Annotated in this window: 13 protein-coding genes; 5 read left to right on the forward strand and 8 right to left on the reverse strand. The window is 42.7% G+C overall.

What is annotated here, in order from left to right; genetic code table 11:
* Positions 1–147: 147 nt before the first annotated feature.
* From R8N46_RS21500 to R8N46_RS21525, 6 genes are all read right to left on the reverse strand, one after another.
* The gene (locus tag R8N46_RS21500) at positions 148–366 is read right to left on the reverse strand and encodes a DUF2835 domain-containing protein (protein ID WP_005377440.1); all 219 of its coding nucleotides are present in this window, start codon (positions 364–366) and stop codon (positions 148–150) included.
* Positions 367–431: 65 nt separating this feature from the next.
* Positions 432–3,038, reverse strand: coding sequence for an aminopeptidase N (gene pepN / locus R8N46_RS21505; protein ID WP_318098541.1), 2,607 nt, complete (start codon positions 3,036–3,038; stop codon positions 432–434).
* A gap of 226 nt (positions 3,039–3,264) precedes the next feature.
* Positions 3,265–3,930 carry a hypothetical protein gene (locus R8N46_RS21510; protein ID WP_005377438.1) on the reverse strand — a complete coding sequence of 222 codons (666 nt, stop codon included), beginning with the start codon at positions 3,928–3,930 and terminating at the stop codon, positions 3,265–3,267.
* Positions 3,931–4,124: 194 nt separating this feature from the next.
* Entirely contained in the window at positions 4,125–6,131 is a 2,007-nt protein-coding gene (gene prc, locus R8N46_RS21515; protein WP_017634279.1) for a carboxy terminal-processing peptidase, read from the reverse strand.
* Between the two features lie 17 nt (positions 6,132–6,148).
* Complete coding sequence (proQ, locus tag R8N46_RS21520; RefSeq protein WP_005377435.1) at positions 6,149–6,775, reverse strand: RNA chaperone ProQ; 627 nt, start codon at positions 6,773–6,775, stop codon at positions 6,149–6,151.
* A 97-nt stretch (positions 6,776–6,872) separates the two neighbouring features.
* Positions 6,873–7,346 carry a GAF domain-containing protein gene (locus R8N46_RS21525; RefSeq protein ID WP_005377433.1) on the reverse strand — a complete coding sequence of 158 codons (474 nt, stop codon included), beginning with the start codon at positions 7,344–7,346 and terminating at the stop codon, positions 6,873–6,875.
* A gap of 92 nt (positions 7,347–7,438) precedes the next feature.
* Between R8N46_RS21525 and R8N46_RS21530 the strand changes: the two genes are divergently transcribed.
* The 4 genes from R8N46_RS21530 (at position 7,439) to rsmF (ending at position 14,738) form a co-directional block, all read left to right on the forward strand.
* Positions 7,439–9,235 carry an ABC transporter ATP-binding protein gene (locus tag R8N46_RS21530; RefSeq protein ID WP_033905326.1) on the forward strand — a complete coding sequence of 599 codons (1,797 nt, stop codon included), beginning with the start codon at positions 7,439–7,441 and terminating at the stop codon, positions 9,233–9,235.
* A 24-nt stretch (positions 9,236–9,259) separates the two neighbouring features.
* Positions 9,260–10,510, forward strand: a complete 1,251-nt coding sequence (locus R8N46_RS21535; RefSeq protein WP_005377429.1) for a paraquat-inducible protein A — start codon at positions 9,260–9,262, stop codon at positions 10,508–10,510.
* On the forward strand, positions 10,503–13,151 hold the full coding sequence (locus R8N46_RS21540; RefSeq protein ID WP_318098542.1) for an MlaD family protein: 2,649 nt from the start codon (positions 10,503–10,505) through the stop codon (positions 13,149–13,151). The genes R8N46_RS21535 and R8N46_RS21540 overlap by 8 nt, the downstream gene beginning before the upstream one ends.
* Positions 13,152–13,301: 150 nt before the next feature.
* Positions 13,302–14,738, forward strand: a complete 1,437-nt coding sequence (gene rsmF / locus R8N46_RS21545; RefSeq protein WP_115386004.1) for a 16S rRNA (cytosine(1407)-C(5))-methyltransferase RsmF — start codon at positions 13,302–13,304, stop codon at positions 14,736–14,738.
* Positions 14,739–15,021: 283 nt separating this feature from the next.
* Here the strand turns inward: rsmF and R8N46_RS21550 are convergent, their stop codons facing one another.
* Positions 15,022–15,855, reverse strand: coding sequence for a S1 RNA-binding domain-containing protein (locus R8N46_RS21550; protein WP_054576876.1), 834 nt, complete (start codon positions 15,853–15,855; stop codon positions 15,022–15,024).
* A gap of 192 nt (positions 15,856–16,047) precedes the next feature.
* Here R8N46_RS21550 and R8N46_RS21555 point away from each other — a divergent pair, with 192 nt between their 5' ends.
* Positions 16,048–17,400, forward strand: a complete 1,353-nt coding sequence (locus R8N46_RS21555) for a hypothetical protein (protein ID WP_005377421.1) — start codon at positions 16,048–16,050, stop codon at positions 17,398–17,400.
* A 33-nt stretch (positions 17,401–17,433) separates the two neighbouring features.
* On the opposite strand, the gene R8N46_RS21560 is transcribed toward R8N46_RS21555, so the two are convergent.
* Positions 17,434–17,931: a DUF4442 domain-containing protein gene (locus tag R8N46_RS21560; protein ID WP_005377418.1), complete on the reverse strand. Its 498-nt coding sequence runs from the start codon at positions 17,929–17,931 to the stop codon at positions 17,434–17,436.
* Positions 17,932–18,180: the final 249 nt, after the last annotated feature.

The raw sequence follows: 18,180 nt of genomic DNA on the forward strand, positions 1-18,180 counted from the left end.
GTTACCTTAGAAACTAAGCATAGGTAATGCATGTGCCCATTGTAAAAGCATAATTACAAATGTTTAACAACTAATCGTAGTGGTAAGAGGTGAAATGTCCGATTCTGTGACTAAGATTCCTATTTAACTCTCTGCAAATACAATACATCACAGAGTTTCTAACTTAAGAAACTTATTATTTTGGTCAGTTGTTAGTCTAAACTGGCCTCTAACGCCCAATTGACTAAGAAATGGTCTAAATCTCGCGGCGGGTAACTGCAAACGCAAACCGTTGTGTGTGACAACTTGAACAACACTTGCCGCACCAGAATAATGAGATAAAAACGTTTGATATGAAATGTTGAGATTGAAGTAGTAATAGTTCATGAAGTGAAAACTAAGTGACATAAACAAATAAGGTGGTCTTAATGACCACCCTATTGTGTTGTTTACTATTCGTCTAGTGCTTTAGTCACTTTTTCGAATAGATCTTTAGCAAGATTATCCATTGCTTTGAGCTTTTCAAGTTCTGCACGAATCATTGCTTGGCGAGCTTCATCGTATTTACGGAACTTAAGCAAAGGATCAATCATTCGAGAAGCTACTTGTGGGTTCGAATCATTTAGTTGGCGAAGAATTTCACCGGCAAACTGGTAACCTACACCGGATTTATCATGGAAACGTACAGGGTTCGCACTTAAGAACGAGCCAATTAAGCTGCGCGTACGGTTCGGATTTTTCAAACTAAATGCTTCGTGGTTCATGGTTGCTTTTACTTTTTCAAGAGCATCCTCTGCAGGATTGCTACCTTGAAGTGCAAACCACTTATCCATAACCAAACCATCGTGCTTCCATTTATCGCTATAATCAGCCATAAGTGCTTCACGACACTCGAGCTGAGCGTTATTTGCGGCACTCATCGCAGCAATCGTATCTGTCATGTTATTTGCAGATGCGTACTGCGCGTTGACTAAATCATTACCTTTTTCCGTATATGCTAGGTACTGAAGGCAACGGTTACGTAAAGCACGCTTGCCAATAGCAGCATGGTCGATCGTATACTCTGTTTGCTTAAGCGTGTGATAAGTTGCACTTAGCTCATCTTCTAATTCCTTAGAAAGTGACACTGTAATGCTGTTTAGCACTTTGTCTACGGCATCGATATCAATTTGCTGGTACCAACCAGTAATCTCATTGATTGAAGGCATAGAGAAAACTTGAGCAATGAAAGCTGGCTCAAGCGTTTCATCCAACAGCACACCGCGGAAAGCATCTATCACACCTTCAGAAAGCGATACTTCTTGTCCCGCTTGAACATTTTTCACATTCTGACGAATGTATTTAGCCAATAGCATTTGGCTAGCGTCCCATCGAGAAAAATCGTTCGTTGCGTGCTTCATCAAGAAGACTAACTCGTCATCGCTGTAATCGTATTCTAATTTGACTGGTGCCGAGAATTCACGCAACAAAGATGGCACTGGCTGTTCTTCGACATTTTCAAATACGAACGTTTGCTTATCTTGTTTAATATCCAGCACGTTATGAACAGATTCACCGTTAATCACCAGTGGGATAACTCGACCTTTCGAATCATACAACTCGATATCGAACGGAATATGCAGCGCTTGTTTTTCTGCTTGGTCTTGCGTCGGCTCCGTAAATTGCTCTACCGTTAGTGCGTAAGTTTTTGCATCAGCGTTGTATTCGCTATTTACGCGTATCGTTGGTGTACCCGATTGGCTGTACCACAAACGGAACTGTTTTAAATCAACACCGGCGGCATCTTCCATTGCAGAAACAAAGTCTTCACACGTCGCGGCGGTACCATCGTGACGTTCAAAATAAAGTTTCATTCCTTTTTGGAAGCCCTCTTCGCCAAGGAGTGTATGGTACATGCGAATAACTTCGCTGCCCTTTTCATACACCGTTAGCGTGTAGAAGTTATTCATCTCAATGACTTTGTCAGGACGAATCGGGTGAGACATTGGGCTTGCATCTTCCGCAAATTGAGGACCACGAATAATACGTACGTTATCAATACGGTTATCAGCACGAGAACCTAAGTCAGAAGAGAATTCTTGGTCACGGAATACGGTTAAGCCTTCTTTTAGACTTAGTTGGAACCAGTCACGACAAGTGACACGGTTGCCAGTCCAGTTGTGGAAGTACTCATGACCGATCACAGCTTCGATACCTAAATAGTCACGATCTGTCGCAGTTTGATCGTTCGCCAGAACATATTTTGAGTTAAAAATGTTCAAGCCTTTGTTTTCCATTGCACCCATGTTGAAGAAATCAACAGCAACGATCATGTAAATATCCAGATCGTATTCCAGGCCAAAGCGTTCCTCATCCCACTTCATCGAGTTGATCAGCGATGTCATCGCATGACCTGCACGATCTAAGTTACCTTTATCAACAAAGATTTCTAAATCAACACTGCGACCTGACATCGTTGTATATTTGTCACGCAATACATCAAAGTCGCCTGCAACAAGGGCGAACAAGTAAGCTGGTTTTGGATGCGGATCCTGCCATTGAACCCAGTGACGACCGTTCTCTGCATCGCCTTCTGCAATTCGGTTACCATTGCTCAGCAAATATGGATAAACCGCTTTATCTGCGATCACTTTTGTTGTGTATTTTGCTAGAACATCCGGACGGTCTAGATAGTACGTGATACGGCGGAAGCCCTCAGCCTCACACTGAGTACAAAATGCGCCGCCTGATTTGTACAAACCTTCGAGTGCTGTATTCGCTTCAGGATCAATTTTGGTGACGATTTCAAGTTCAAACTCGGATGGAAGATCGGTCAGTACCAGCGACGACTCCTTCACCTCGTGATGAGCCCAATCCTCACCATTTACTTTTACAGCGCGTAGCTCAAGCCCTTCGCCATCGAGTTCTAGCGTTGTTGTATCGCCTTTTTGAGCAACTTTTGATACCGCCGTAACGATTGTGTCATTGTCATATAGATCAAAAGTAAGATCGATATCAGTAATCGCATGAGATGGCTCTTTATAATCTTTACGATATTTGGCCTGGGGAGCTTGAGACATGAGCATAAATCCTTGTATGTCGAACAACAAAAATACCAGACTGCATGATCAAAAATGCAGTTCTGGTATCACTATATAAGCTATTTGTAGGGGTTGTGGTATCAGAATACAAGTCTTTCCATCAAAAAACGGAGCTTTTAGTGCTCTAGCTCCGTTTTTTGATTAACATTTAAACAACATTAATGACTTACCGTACGCACGCGTAATTTGGCGCATGTTAAAGGCATCATGGCGTAACTCTATTGAGTACGGCGTACATATCACCATTGGAATCTTCGATCGTTAGCTCATTCTTGTTGAGCTTATACGTGGTTCCATGCTCGCCATTTTCATACAGCAGAACCAAAAACTCATCTTCTGTGTAAAACACACCTTGTTTGATGGACTCATCCCCTTCTTCGTTCGAAACCCTAAACATGAACACGAAATCAGGTTGAAGTATCAAATCCATCTGATTAATGTTGTTGGCCACAAGACCGTCGCCAGATACGTGAGAGCTAGACCAAATACCTGCAAGTGAATTAGATAATCCTTTAGTGAACGTTACACCATTAAGATCAAGCGTATTATGGTTGTTGCGATAGGCATAAATTTGAGGCTCGTCGGTGTTTAAACCAAGAACGATGGTGTCTTCATTTGCGTTATACAGCCCTTCCCAATGGTCAACGGAATAGTCTTTCTTTTGAATATCAATAGAAAAGCTGTAGTCAGAACCTAATGAGAGTTTGATCGCACGAAAGTTTTCAGCCGACTCTTCGGGGTTTGGGTTCATCAAATACCAGTCTCCGATGAGAAACGGCGTGTCAAAGTGACTTAATTCATCTTCTCTGGTGTTTTCTCCACCAAACACACTAAAGCAGCAAAAGCTAAGTAAAATAAAGAACCACTTCATATCGGCATCCTTATCGTTTTCTTTTAGCTTAGCCAGTAGTCCTCACTTTCGCGAAATTTTAGATGTAGATCACGTAAATTATTGGGGGAAAATAAGCGAATATCTTGCTCGATATCGAGACAGCGGAAGACAAAAAGGCATAAAAAAAGAGTGAATCTGAAAGACTCACTCTTTTTATTCTAAATTGCCAGTTATTATGACTGATTTTCCTGCTTAAGTAGATCGACCATAATCGCGACAGACTCATCTAAATAAACATCAGGAGCCTCGTAGTCTTTTGGTATGTCATCCAATGTTTTGAATGCTTTTTTACCCAAAGCAACTTGACGTTCATTTATGCGTTGTAATCGAAGGGCTTCCGCTTTATCCGATTCAGCTTTACGAACTTTTTCGTTCAAAGACAAAGTATTATCGTCTTTTTCTTTACGATATTTCTCGATGTCTTCATTGATAAAGCGGAACTCCATTTCATCAGAAATACGCTTGTTATGAAGAGCAGTAAGTTTTTCAACTAAGGCGTCGTTACTTGGAAACGTTTGATATTGTGCTTTATCAATCTGATCCCAAGGTAAAGCATTGTCTTCAACACTTTCACCTGTTTCAGAAGCCTCTATTGGCGTTGGGTACGAAATATCTGGTGCAACACCACGATTTTGCGTACTTCCACCGTCAATACGATAAAATTTCTGAATCGTGTACTGAACATAACCTAGCTCTTTATCGAACAGATCATAAATATGATTCAGTGAACGATGTTGCTGAACTGTACCTTTACCGAAAGAGTTTTCACCTAAGATGATTGCACGATTATAATCTTGCATTGCCGCTGCAAAAATTTCAGATGCTGAAGCACTGTAGCGGTTAATCAATACCGTCAATGGGCCATCATAACTCACTTTTCCATCGGTATCGGCATTCACCTTGATGCGGCCATAGCTGTCACGAACTTGAACTACAGGACCTTCTTTAATGAATAAACCTGTCAATGCCGTTGCTTCTGTTAGCGCACCACCGCCATTGTTGCGTAGATCAACGATTACGCCGTCAACGTTTTTGGTTTTCAACTCAGCTAGTAATTTATCGGTGTCTTTCGATAAGCCGACGTAGAAACTTGGTACTTCTAAAATACCAATCTTCTTACCGTCTTTTTCGATGATTTCTGACTTAACTGCACGATCTTCTAAGCGAACTTTGTCACGAACAATTGTGACAATGTAACTCTTCGCATCGTTACCTTCTGGCAAGATCTGTAGATTAACCTTTGTGCCTTTAGGGCCTTTGATTAACTGAACAACATCATCCAGACGCCAACCGATCACGTCGACAATTTCTTCACCGTCTTGTCCAACACCAGTGATTCGGTCCCCTTCACCAAGTTGCTTACTCTTTGAGGCCGGACCGCCAACAACAAGTGAACGAATTACTGTGTAATCGTCTGTCATTTGCAAAACGGCGCCGATACCTTCTAGAGAAAGGTTCATTTCCGATTGGAATTGCTCGGCATTACGTGGAGAAAGGTAGCTTGTATGAGGGTCAACCTGTCGCGCGAAGGCATTCATATACAACTGAAATGCGTCTTCATTGTTGGTCTGTGTGATGCGCTTCATCGCGTTGTTATAACGCTTCTCTAAAACTTCTTTAATCTCTGGCCACTCTTTGCCAGTCAGTTTCAGATTTAACGCGTCATATTTCACACGCTTGCGCCACAACTCGTTGAGCTCTGCTTCGTCTTTTGGCCATGCGGCCTCAGAGCGGTCTAACTCTATCTCGTCATCGGTATCAAACTTGATCTCTTCATCGAGTAGAGTTAACGCATAAGCAAAACGATCGAAACGCTTCTGCATTGAGAGGTTGTAAACATCAAAAGCAATTTGGTTGTTGCCCGATTTAAGCTGATCATCAAGCTCGACTGACCAATTTTTAAATGAATCGATGTCTGCTTGAGTGAAAATATTTCTATTGTAATCAAGCAACTCTACATAGCGTTCAAAGATCGCTTTAGAGAAATCATCATTGAGGCTGAAGTGCTTATAATGAGAGCGGGTAAATCGCGAGGTGACTCGTTTGCTAGCTGTTTCATGCTGAACTTCAGGAGAAAGAACCGGCAGGTCATCTTTATGTAGTTTGGCTTCAAGAGCCTGAGCTGATGCTGCTAGCCATAAGCTAGCAGCAATCAGGGTCACTTTTGAACGGCAATTCATGCGTAGGAGTATCTCCTTTATGCGCGCAAGTGCTCCGCTTTCACAACCATTTGTAGGCCGTTAGCAAGTTGAACACGTACATCATCCTTATTGATTTCAACAATGGTCGCTGCCATGTTTCCTTTGCCCATGTTCACGTTAACTGCGTTACCTACTGTGATTTCATCAGCATTTAGAGCGCGCGTTTCTACAGGCTTAGTTGGTTTTTGTACTTTTGGTTTATTAGTACGACGAGGCTGTTGAGGCTTTTTAGCCGCAGGTTTCGCTTTCGCCTTACCCTCTTCACGAGCTTTTTGTGCTTGTTCTTTACGACGAGCCTGAACTTTCGCCTTGCTTTCTGCAAGTGTCGCTTTCGCGTGTTCAACGTGCTCTTCTTCTAGCTCACCACAAGGGTTGCCATCTAGGTCTACACGTACTGCACCTGGTTTTACACCGTGTAGGTAACGCCATGATGAAGTGTACTGTCTTAACGCTGCACGAAGCTGTGTTTTGCTTACTTTTTCGTCTTCATTTAGACGTTCCGCAAGATCTTGAAAAATACCAATTTTCAGAGGTTTTGCTTCACCTTCTAAAGTAAAGCACTTAGGGAAACATTCAGCAATATATGCAATAACTTCTTTGCTGTTTTTTAACTTTTCAGTCATGAGGGGTCCTGATTTGAGCGGATTTCCGCGAGCATTAAGAAAAAATATTCTCGTATTATAGTGACATGCCAAGGAAAAACCACACTCGAAGGCTAATTTATGCGTCGTTCGCGTGTGAATTAAGCAGCTTTTCTACTTCAACCATGAAATGAGTGAGACCTTCTTCGTCTGTTTCATTAAATCGGCCAATACTTGGACTATCAATATCAAGTACACCAACCACCTTTCCATTAATAGAAAATGGAATCACAATTTCTGAATTGCTCGCTGCATCGCACGCAATATGCCCCTCAAATTCGTGAACGTCGTATACTCTTTGTATAGTATTAGTTTGTGCAGCAGTACCGCAGACGCCTCGACCCATTGGGATACGAACACAAGCTGGTTTTCCTTGGAACGGACCAAGAACAAGCTCTTCACCTTTTGTTAGGTAAAAGCCTGCCCAGTTAAGATCGTCAAGTTCCATGAAAAGCAATGAGCTCAAGTTTGCTAGGTTCGCAATAAAGTCTGGTTCAGACTCAATTAGAGCAACAGCTTGTTTGGTTAGTCTTTGGTATTGTTCTAAGTTCATATTAACTTCCTACTTACTATAAAAGCTTCCATTCTCAATGTATGGCGCTAAAATGCAGCCCTACTTTATAATAGGACTTATTCTCAATTACAATGCTTCTGAAAAATGACACTATTAGCCGTTCTTGGTTGATAACACAAGTAAAAAAGCACAAGTCCAAGCTGATCATAGCGAACTTGATAGCGGTGCTTGCAACCTTGATTAGTGTTCCAATTCCCCTCCTCATGCCTTTGATGGTTGATGAGGTCTTATTGGACCAACCTGCAAAAGGTTTAGATGCCATGAATGCCATTCTCCCTGAAGCGTGGCACACTCCGACAGGCTATATTTTCTTCACCCTGTTCTTGGTTGTTCTTATGCGAGCTGCGAGCCAAGGATTAAATATCCTTCAAAGCCGACAATTTACGCTTGTTTCAAAAACCATCACGTTTGAGATGCGCAGTAAAATGATCGACAAACTCGGCCGTATCAGCATCCGACAATACGAAACCAAAGGTAGCGGAGGAATCAACGCACACCTTATCACTGACATTGAGACCATTGATAAATTTATTGGTTCTACGTTAGCAAAATTCGTTATCAGTTTTCTGACTGTTATTGGTACTGCTATCGTTCTACTTTGGCTCGATTGGCGACTTGGTCTGTTTATCCTGTTAGTTAACCCTATTGTCATTTACTTCTCACGTAAACTAGGCAGTATGGTTAAACATCTGAAACGGAAGGAAAATCATTCTTTTGAAATTTTCCAAAACCGTTTAGTTGAAACATTAGATGGAATCTACCAACTACGCGCGGCCAATAAAGAGCGAGAATTTCTCCAGCAACTCAAAGACAGTGCGAACCAAGTTCGCGTTGATGCAGACAAGTATGCTTGGCAATCTGAAGCTGCTGGTCGCGTATCTTTCCTTCTCTTTTTGATCGGCTTTGAATTATTCAGAGCTGTAGCAATGTTAATGGTCATGTTCAGTGACCTTACTATTGGCCAAATATTTGCCGTTTTTGGTTACCTATGGTTCATGCTGTCTCCTGTTCAAGAGTTGCTTGGGATTCAGTTTTCTTGGTATAGCGCTAAAGCGGCATTAAAACGCATCAACGACTTATTAGAGTTAGAAGAAGAGCAGAGACCGGTTTCTAAGGTAAATCCTTTCAAAGAAGGTAGAGAAGTTGATGTTAAAGTAGAAAACATTAATTTCTCTTACAATAATGAAAACAAAGTCCTAGATAATCTTTCTTTACATATGCCGGCAGGAAAGAAAGTGGCGTTAGTTGGTGCAAGCGGCGGTGGTAAGTCAACCTTGATACAATTACTTATTGGGGTTTACCGTCAAAACTCCGGTAGCATTCGCTTTAATGATGAATTAACAGAAGATATTGGTTTTGAAGTAATTCGCGACAAAATTGCCGTGGTATTACAGCAACCTATACTATTTAACGACACCTTGAGGCATAATCTAACGCTTGGTGGGGATTTTGACGAAATGTCACTTTGGCGTGCGCTTGAAGTGGCTCAGCTGCAAGATGTTATTTCTCAACTGAACCACGGCTTGGATACTCAAGTTGGTCGTAATGGCATTCGTTTGTCAGGAGGTCAACGACAACGGCTTGCCATTGCTAGAATGGTGCTGAGTAATCCTCAATTTGTTATTTTAGACGAAGCCACGTCTGCGTTAGATACCGCTACTGAAGCGGCTTTACACAAAGCACTGACCGAGTTCTTACGTGGTAGAACAACATTAATCGTTGCGCACCGACTATCCGCTGTGAAACAAGCCGATTTGATCTACGTGCTTGAAGATGGGAAAGTGACGCAAACAGGTACTCATGGTGAGTTAGTTGAGCAAGAAGGCTTATATCAAACCTTATATGGGGGCATACAGTCCCACGCTTAAATCGTTCAAGCTAGAGAGGTCGTTATGACCTCTCTGTCTAAGCACGCCATGCAACCCAATAACGTACGTCTGTGCCAAGGTTGTGAATTGCCTGTCGACATCGTCGACTTACCCCATGGCAAAAATGCACACTGCCCTCGTTGTGGTACACAATTATATCGCGGAGGTAGCCCTAGCCTCTCTGGTAATCTAGCCGTCGCGATAACCTGCATCCTACTATTTATTCCATCGCACTTTTTTAACTTTATTAGCATCCGACTCTTTGGTGTGATGATTCCGGCAACCCTGCCTTCAGGGATGATCACATTGATGGAAGAAGGATTTGTTCTTCTTTCATTGCTCATTCTATTTTGTAGCTCTCTAGCGCCACTGACGGTTTGTGTTTCAGTGGTAACGGCGCATATTTCTTTACATCAACGATGGTTCCGTGGGCTTCGTATCTCACTGTGGCTAATTCAACATTTGAAGCATTGGGTTATGTTGGATGTGTTCTTAGTTAGCATCGCCATTTCCTGTTTTAAACTCCAAGATTATTCCGACATTTTCGTCGGCCCAGGGTTAATTGGTCTGGTTCTTTTGCAGATATTTACCGTTTTGTTAGTTTCAAGAATCAGCGTGCGTCGTTATTGGGAAGCTTGGAAACCAGAAAGTTTATATGCTTTTGAGCATAAAGATGTGCATTGCCATGAATGCCACTTGTCCCAGCCTGAAGGTGACCATTGCCAGCGTTGTCATCACGAGTTATATCATCGCAAGCCAAACTCCATTCAGAAAACATGGGCTTACCTCATCGCAGCAACGGTCGCCATCTTCCCCGCTAACCTGATCCCTATTTCCATCTTGCTTACCAATGGTAAGCGTTTGGAGGACACTATTTTTTCAGGCGTGGCTGGTTTGGTAAAAAGCGGCATGTATGGAATCGCTGCGATCATTTTTGTTGCCAGTATTGTTGTCCCGGTGATTAAAATACTTGGGCTCGCCTACATCATGCTTTGCATCCAATTCAAACGTTCGGTGTTTAAGAGACAACGAATGATGGTTTACTTTGTTGTTAAATGGATCGGTAAATGGTCTGTGATGGATTTGTTTGTTATTTCTATCATGATGACGTTAGTCGATCGTGGTCAGATACTGGATTTCACACCAGGATATGGCGCGGTAGCATTTGGTGTTGTCGTAGTGTTGACCATGCTTGCAGCAGAAAGTATTGATCCAAGGCTAATCTGGGACCAAACAAGCCCAAAACAATCAGAAAAAGAGTCAATGAATGAGTGATCAGAACAGTTCTCAAACGTCATACGTACCAGATGTAAAGCGGAGTAAAGGCATATCTCCTCTTTGGCTGTTGCCAATTTTGACCATGGTCTTAGCTGGCTGGCTTGTAGTGAAGTCGATACACGATGCAGGACAACGAGTGCAAATCTATTTTTCTGATGCCGCTGGTCTTGTCGCCGGCCGAACCACTATCCGTTACCAAGGATTAGAAGTCGGCATGGTAAGAGACATTAACCTCACCGAAGATCTCGGCAGTATTTATGTCGATGCTGATATCTATCCTGAAGCTGCAAAGTTACTGAACGATAAAACACGCTTTTGGTTAGTAAAACCAACAGCTAGCCTAACGGGAGTTTCCGGACTGGATGCGCTCGTCTCAGGTAACTACATCTCGATTCAACCCGGAGATGGTCAAGAGTTTGAGACAACATTCCATGCGTTAGACTCTGCCCCAACAGATTTACGTGTTTCTCAAGGTTTGAATATTAAGCTCAAAAGCCGTGATTTAGGTGGTGTATCGGTTGGCTCTCAAATTGTTTATAAGAAAATCCCAATCGGTGAAGTGTACAGTTACCAGCTAGATGAAGATGCAAAATCTATCACTATTCAAGCCAACATTCAGGATCAATACCGACATATCATTAACAACCGCAGTCGATTCTGGAACGTCAGTGGAATTGGTGCCAGCATCGGTTTTGAAGGTGTCGATGTAAGACTAGAAAGCATGAGTGCCCTCCTAGGTGGCGCCATCGCCGTCGACTCTCCGGATGATGGTGAGCCTGTAGAAGAGAACACCGAGTTCCGTTTGTATAAAGATTTGAAAACTGCTGGTCGAGGCATCGCGGTTAAAATCGTCCTACCTGATGACAGCAAGATAAGCGGAGAAGGCGCTCCAATTATGTATCGCGGAATCGAAATTGGCCAAGTTACGGACTTGAGCCTTTCCGAAGGTCGAGAAGTGATATTGGCGTCAGCGGCAATTCAACCCGCTTTTAGTGACATGCTGACGACAGGTACTCGATTTGTTTTAGAAGAAGCAAAAGTGTCCCTTTCTGGTGTTGAAAACATTGCTAATTTAGTGCGAGGAAACTTCTTAACGATCGTGCCGGGCGCGGGTGAACGCTCTCGCCGCTTTACTGCCATTCGTAAAAACGTGTTTAACCAACAGCAAGAAAAGTCCATCGCGATTCGGTTGGTGTCCGACAATTCGTTTGGCCTAGATAGCGGTGCCAATGTACTTTATAAAGGCATCGTTGTTGGTTCAATCATCAAAGTGGGCCTAGTTAAGGAAGATAAAAAATCACAACACGAAGTATTTATGGATGTATTGATTGACCATGAATACAAACATCTGATCAAATCAAACAATCGTTTTTATGTAACCGGCAGTGCATCAGCAGAGTTAACTGAATCGGGGCTCAGCGTTACCGTTCCTCCAGCAAAGCAGTTGTTAACCGGGTCAATTAGTTTTGTGAGCGAAGGCAAGCAGGATATTCAAAAAGAGTATCAACTGTTCCAAAATGAATCATTGGCTGAATTGGCGCAGTACAATCAAAATGGCTCTAGGGCGCTAACACTATTTGCTTCTGAATTGCCGCCGATTTCCAAAGGCAGTCCTCTACTCTATCGTAATCTTCCAGTTGGTAACGTCTCCGATTTCCAACTAGTTGATGGCGGAGTACTAATTAAGGCTACTATCGAAAACCGCTTCGCTTATCTTGTAACGCCACAAACCGTTTTTTGGAATCGTTCAGGGATTGAGATAGATGCATCATTAGCTGGCGTCAGTGTGAAAGCACACCCTTTGAAGTCGTTAATCGAAGGTGGCATCGCTTTTGACTCCGTGCCAGGCGTTGAAAACAAAATCGGAGAAAACTGGAAGCTGTATTCTGATCAAAAAACCGCTCGCAAGTTTGGGCGCGTCATTGCTTTAGAAACCGACGGTTCGCAAGAGATTGCTAAAGGAATGCCGATTGAATATCAAGGTGTTAAAGTTGGTGAAATCACTCTGGTTGTACCGAATTTTCGTCGTAACATGGTTGAAGTCACTGCAAGAATCCTACCTGAATACGTAGAAAACATTGCGGTTGAAGGCTCACATTTTGGGCTAACTGAACCAGAAATTGGTTTAGGTGGCGTTAAAAACCTCGGGGCGTTGGTGTCGAAATCCATCAGTGTTGAACCAGGTAAAGGTAAAGCTAAATTTGATTTTCAATTAGAAAATAGTTCAGAACGCGTGCATGGAATCATGTTTACGTTACAAAGTGAACAAAGAGGCTCAGTACAAGTCGGTACCCCTATTCTTTACCGCCAGATGGAAGTTGGCCAAGTGACCGACGTAAGCCTAGGAGAATTTGCTGATCGCATCGTCACGACTATCAAAATACAGCCTGAATATGCTTACCTCGTTCGTCAAAACAGTGTGTTCTGGAATGTTTCAGGAGTAGATGTTTCCATCGGGCTTACCGGCGCTAACATCAAAGCGGGAACCTTTGATAGTTTAGTTCGCGGAGGAATTGCGTTTTCAACGCCAGAGCAATCGACTATTCCACCAGCGGCAAAGAGTGGGCAATCTTTCTTTTTGTATCCACAAGCTGAAGAAGGTTGGACTCAATGGCGTACAGCAATTCCGAAGCCGTAGAATAAAGCTCAATTCACGTAAAATTGAAGTTTGATCACTTTAAAAGAGCAGCAATCGCTGCTCTTTTTTATCGCTCGGCCCTTGTCACTATTCGTTTCTGCTTCGCTTTCGTATATTATTTGCCACAAATTCTGCAAACGAGATCCCACATTGCATCCTAATGTTTACATCCCAGACGCGTTTCTGGAAAAAATCCAAACTATCCTTCCTGCTCACCTCAACATGGAAGACTTTATCGCGTCGTGCCAAAAGCCACTGCGCAAAAGTATTCGAGTTAATACGTTGAAGATCAGTGTTGAAGCGTTTCTAGAACGAGCAGAAGCAAAAGGCTGGAAGCTTTCTCCTGTGCCTTGGTGTGACACGGGGTTTTGGATTGAAGCGGATGAGTCAGTTGTACCATTAGGCAACACAGCAGAACACATGTCTGGCTTATTCTACATTCAAGAAGCCAGTTCGATGATGCCGGTATCTGCTCTGTTTATGAATGATGAATCTTACGATGCCGTGTTAGATACCGCAGCCGCTCCAGGCTCAAAAACCACTCAAATTGCAGCTTTAATGAACAACGAAGGTGTACTTGTGGCCAATGAATACGCCGCAAGTCGTGTAAAAGTACTGCACGCTAATGTGGAACGTTGTGGGGTACGTAACGCCGCACTAAGTAACTTCGATGGACGCGTTTTTGGCGGTTGGCTACCAGAACAATTTGATGCGGTTTTGCTCGACGCGCCTTGCTCTGGAGAAGGCACCGTTCGCAAAGACGAAGATGCGATGAAAAACTGGACGCAAGCTTCCGTACTCGACATCGCTGACACACAGAAAGATCTTATTGAAAGCGCCTTCCATGCATTAAAGCCCGGTGGTGTGATGGTTTACTCAACATGTACGCTCAGTACAGAAGAAAACCAACAAGTTTGTCAACACTTGAAAGAAACCTTTGGGGATGCTGTAGAGTTTGAAAGCCTTGAGAACTTGTTTGAAAACGCAGAGGCAGCTCTAACTGAAGAAGGCTTTTTGCATATTTTCCCACAGGTCTACGACTGTGAAGGGTTCTTTGTTGCAAGAATTCGCAAACTGGCTGCTGTTGAGGCGCCAGAAGTCAAAAAGCGCATGGGGAAATTCCCCTTTGTTAAAACTTCAAAAAAAGAATCGACAGAAATTGCTCAACAACTCCAAAGCGCGTTAGGTATTAAACTTCCAAATGACAGTTCTGTATGGCTTCGCGATAAAGATGTCTGGTTATTCCCTAATGCTTTAGAAGCGATGATCGGCGAATTACGCTTCTCCCGTATGGGTATAAAGATCGCGGAAGCCCATAAAAATGGCTACCGTTGGCAACACCAAGTCGCGACTGCCCTGGCGACAGGTTCTGAAAGCAACGCCATTGAACTCAGTATTGAAGAAGCGCGCGAATGGTACATGGGGCGTGATGTTCGCCCACAAACCATTCCTGAGGGAATGAAAACAGGTAAAGGCGAAGTGCTTGTCACCTATCAAGGCGCAGTTATTGGCCTTGGCAAGTGGGTAAGCAACCGAATAAAGAATGGTCTTCCTCGCGAATTAGTACGAGATAAGAACTTATTTTAAAAGACGTAACGAACCATAAATAAATGAAAAGCCATCGTATTTGCGATGGCTTTTTAATTCGTAAGTATGAAAGCAAGTGGGCTCGCTAGCGATCCGGACACGCTGTACTAAACTAGTTGTATCAAAGTAATGCTTTGATGTGGCATTTCTCTCTATGTTCACCAACAAAATTATTGTTGGACAAGTTTAGCGCAGGCTCTGCGGAGCCGTTTCCCCTAGGCCCAAAAAAAGGAAAAGTTTGGGCCGTTTTTTTGGCTGTAGATCCGCTATACGTGAGTTTGGACTACGCTAGACGAATACCGTCTTTCTCAATGACAATTTTACCCTGCTTGTATAAGCCACCGATGGTCTTTTTATAAGTCCCTTTACTTGTGCGGAAAGCATCAAAAATCGCTTCAGGAGACGACTTGTCATTCAAAGGCAAAAATCCGCCTTTCTTCTCTAGCAGGTCAAGGATCTTACTAGAAAGATCGTCCATTTTCGCCACACCTACTTTTTGTAGAGCAAGGTCGATTTTACCATCTTCACGAATGTGCTTAATAAAGCCTTTCAGCTTTTTACCGATGTAAAGCTTACCAAAAACATCCGATGGGAAAATCATGCCCCAATGCTTACCGTTAACGATAGCTTTATAACCAAGTTGACTACGCTCTGCGATGATCAAATCAACTTGTTCGTTAACTTCATAATTCGCTGGAGTTTTATCTAACCATTTATTGAACTTAGTCGTACCAACAATGCGACCTGACGCTTTGTCGGTATAAACATACACTAAAATGGTTTGTCCGGCAGAGAAGCGAGTGCGTTGCTCACTAAAAGGAATCAGTAAGTCCTTTTCTTTGATGCCCCAATTTACAAAAGCACCTGTCGCATTCACACCCTCAATCTTCATTAAACCCCACTCACCCACTTGGGCAATTGGTCTTTCAATGGTCGCAGCAAGTTGGCTTTCTGAATCGAAGTACAGAAATACGTCTACATACTCACCAATTTCAGTACCCTCTGGTACATACTTACTAGGTAGTAGAACAGAACCGTAATCATCGCCATCCAGAAATACGCCAAAATCAGCCTTTTTAATGACTTCTAAGCTGTTAATTTGACCAATTTTAATCATTGATTTTGTCTCTTTTTAAATTTACGTGGAATTATACCTAAACTAACAAGAAAATCAGAGAGAAAAGCATAGTGCTCTGTTATGCTGTTGTCGTTCAGCTATATGCCCCAGTCACTCTTTTAGCACTCTTATACTTACCTGCTCAACGGAACGCATAAGTTAAGAATGCTTTAGCAAAGTCAGGAGCTTTCTTTGGTCACCGTCGATAAACAAGACTCAATAACATTAAAAATCAGTCATGCACTCGCAAAGAGCAAAAGTGTCGACCTAGATATTTACTTTTTTATACCTGGTGAGCTTGGTTTAAACGCCGATATCATCAGTGAATCCGAATTTTATTACACCTCAATCACACAGCAACGATCTTATTACAGTACTGAAATCCTTCTTCCGCTAGTACACAGTCGACTTGCCAAACGTGGACGCCTGTCGAATCAGCAATACCGAGTAAGTTTGAGTTTGTTCGCTTACCAATACGTTATCGCGCTAGACAAAGCGGTAGCAAGTTTAAACAAGCATGAGAACAACTCCGTAACGGAAGATGAAGTGGACGAAGTTATCGAGCTCACGCTTGAGATCTTAAAGCGCTTGCGGCGTTCTATTCCTTATGAAGAGAACTTAAAACGCTACTACGTTAACATCGATAACTATCTGTCTTGGTATACCGAGCAAAAGTTCCTGTCACTGGTGGCCCATCTACCACGTGAAGGCGACTATGGCACGATCAAAAAGCGTCTGATCACGCTATGTGAGAAAGAGCAAGCCCATCGTAAACTCAACAAATACAACTCATCAAGAGTCGTTGAAGACGTTACTCGCCTATCTAACAAAATGCGCTTGCTAAGGCGATTGATTGAACACCCTATCGTGCTTCGTGAAGAAACCATATCGATGGGTAACAACATCAAGCGTGCAATCAAAGGCATTGCAACCGGTTTAGTTATGGTTGTCGTGACCTCGACCGTGATTCTCGCTCGCGATTATCTGGGGGAAATTTCTGCCTCATTCATTATTGCGATGTCTTTTATTTACGCTTTACGAGAAATCTTTAAAGATGATTTACGCGATGCCATGTGGCGATGGATCCGTAAAGGCAAGCCAAAATGGCGTAAGAAGTATGTTGATCCAACGACGAAAAAAGTGGTTGGCAAAAAATTGGAGTGGCTCGATTATCGTACCTTAAGTAGCTTGCCGGATAAGATTCAAAGAATACGTAAAAAACGCGTCGTGCAACGTGAAGAGCAGATTCTTCATTATCACGAGAAAACCGAAATGGCGACCTCTCTTTTCTTGAGTGGTTACGAACAAACGAGAGAAACATTGAACATCAGTTTACGCCCTATCATCCGCTTGATGGATAAAAGCTCAAACCGAGTTTATCGTTTAAATGAAGGTCAAGTAACCAAAGAGTCAGTAGAGAAACGTCATTTGCTCAATGTGATTGTCAAAGAGGACAACCACACCGATGAGCCTGTTTATTACCGCTGGAAAGTGGTCTTAAATCGCTCCAAAATCGTCTCTATCGAGAAGATTGAACTCAATTAAGCCAACGCCTTTAAACAAACGAGCCACAAACCACTAAGCAGCCTCTTTTCTTTGTTGGGCTGCTTTTTTTATCGAAAGAGTAAGCGAGAATTCAGCCATTGGCTCGTCACCATGTAAGTTAGGACACAGCGCGACAATTTTTACGTCACGATTTACTCGTTCACCCGTTGCCAAGGTGTGCTCGAGCATCTCATCAATGACATGACCATCGTTACAAACAAAGTGCACATCGGCTTCCGGGCGCTTTAAAAACTCGGCTTTCACACCTTTAAATGCTAGCGAGATCGCTTCTCCCTTTTCTTGCGCTTTACTCATAGCAAGAAAACCACCAGCAACATCAGCGCCAACGGCTAAAGCGCCGAAATACATGCTATTCAGGTGGTTCTTCGTTCTTCTGCGCAATGGGATACGAACCTCAACATGCTTGCTATCTATCGCAATGATTTTAGGGTGGCAAAGCCAAATCAGCGGCACTTTCGAAAAGCCAAACAGATTTAGATACAAATTCGCACGACGTAGAGCTGATAACATTTTGGTCTCCTTACCAATCTAGTCAGACCAGTTAATCAACGAAAGAAATAGATGTCAAAGAAATGTTAACAAAAGCTCGATCTCACGAGTTATTTAACCCTCATAAAGTGACGGCGTCACCCGTAAGGTATGAAGTTTATCGCAGTTACTTAGATTACCTTACAACGAGATAGATAAAATGGTTATAAATTCAAATGTATATATATTGATTTAATGATCAAGTTTTGTCATTTATACATAAGTCATTTA

The sequence above is a fragment of the Vibrio sp. 1874 genome (assembly GCF_033344395.1).
Classification (GTDB): domain Bacteria; phylum Pseudomonadota; class Gammaproteobacteria; order Enterobacterales; family Vibrionaceae; genus Vibrio; species Vibrio alginolyticus.

Coding starts and splice junctions, on each gene's coding strand:
- R8N46_RS21535 (WP_005377429.1), top strand. CDS start 9,260: ATGACCTCTCTGTCTAAGCACGCCATGCAACCCAATAACGTACGTCTG.
- R8N46_RS21500 (WP_005377440.1), bottom strand. CDS start 366: ATGAACTATTACTACTTCAATCTCAACATTTCATATCAAACGTTTTTA.
- R8N46_RS21525 (WP_005377433.1), bottom strand. CDS start 7,346: ATGAACTTAGAACAATACCAAAGACTAACCAAACAAGCTGTTGCTCTA.
- proQ (WP_005377435.1), bottom strand. CDS start 6,775: ATGACTGAAAAGTTAAAAAACAGCAAAGAAGTTATTGCATATATTGCT.
- R8N46_RS21530 (WP_033905326.1), top strand. CDS start 7,439: ATGCTTCTGAAAAATGACACTATTAGCCGTTCTTGGTTGATAACACAA.
- pepN (WP_318098541.1), bottom strand. CDS start 3,038: ATGTCTCAAGCTCCCCAGGCCAAATATCGTAAAGATTATAAAGAGCCA.
- prc (WP_017634279.1), bottom strand. CDS start 6,131: ATGAATTGCCGTTCAAAAGTGACCCTGATTGCTGCTAGCTTATGGCTA.
- R8N46_RS21540 (WP_318098542.1), top strand. CDS start 10,503: ATGAGTGATCAGAACAGTTCTCAAACGTCATACGTACCAGATGTAAAG.
- R8N46_RS21560 (WP_005377418.1), bottom strand. CDS start 17,931: ATGTTATCAGCTCTACGTCGTGCGAATTTGTATCTAAATCTGTTTGGC.
- R8N46_RS21550 (WP_054576876.1), bottom strand. CDS start 15,855: ATGATTAAAATTGGTCAAATTAACAGCTTAGAAGTCATTAAAAAGGCT.
- R8N46_RS21510 (WP_005377438.1), bottom strand. CDS start 3,930: ATGAAGTGGTTCTTTATTTTACTTAGCTTTTGCTGCTTTAGTGTGTTT.